The 715-nt window shown below is 51.0% G+C and carries 2 pseudogenes; both read left to right on the top strand.

The window, feature by feature from the left end:
* Positions 1-254, top strand: a pseudogene (locus C4F37_RS27215) (hypothetical protein); the annotation flags it as partial.
* 1 nt (position 255) lies between these two features.
* A pseudogene (locus tag C4F37_RS28150) lies at positions 256-715 on the top strand (hypothetical protein); the annotation flags it as partial.

The following is a 715-nucleotide window of genomic DNA, read 5'->3' on the forward strand; positions in this document are numbered from 1 at the left end:
AGCAGTGGGTTGGTGACTGGAAATATGTCCCGACAAAAGAGGATTGTAACGACAGACCAAACTATGAAATTCAGGCGTTATTCACGGCCCCGCCAGCTTCGGTGACATCAGAAGGACTGGTTAAAGCAGTACGCTTCTATGAACAGGTAAAGCGCGAGAATCCGCCAGTCGAAACCGGAGCATGGAAAGACGCGGTTGACTGGGTGCTCAAAGAGGCTTGCCAGGCTGTAAACATTGGTACCAAAGGAGATTGATATGAGCACTTTTACCGACAAAGAACTGATTAAAGAAATCAAAGAGCGCATAGGCAGCCTGGACGTGAGAGACAATATTGAGCGCCGGGCTTATGAAATAGCGTTAGCCTCGCTGGAAGCAGAACCGGTGGCGTGGATGCGTGATGACGCAGATGGTCGTGAGTATAACGCTCGCAATGAATTTTCTGGTGGAGGGGGAGGAGTTCCACTCTACGCCACCCCTCCAGTGCCAGTAGTACCGGAAGAAAAACCAATGCCTAATCCTCTTAGCATGTACGCGGTTGATGCTGTTGCCGCTATTGCAGAGGTGAGAGGCTGGAACGCCTGCCGCGCCGCCATGCTTCATGGTGCCGAACCTGCAAGTAATCATGAAGAGTTGCCACTTGATTATCTCCAAGGTCAAAAAGATGGTCTTGAATGGGCTGCGCAGCTTGCAGAAGCAAATCACCCACAAACTGGCG

This window comes from Escherichia sp. R1 (genome assembly GCF_003000935.1).
Classification (GTDB): Bacteria; Pseudomonadota; Gammaproteobacteria; order Enterobacterales; family Enterobacteriaceae; genus Escherichia; species Escherichia coli.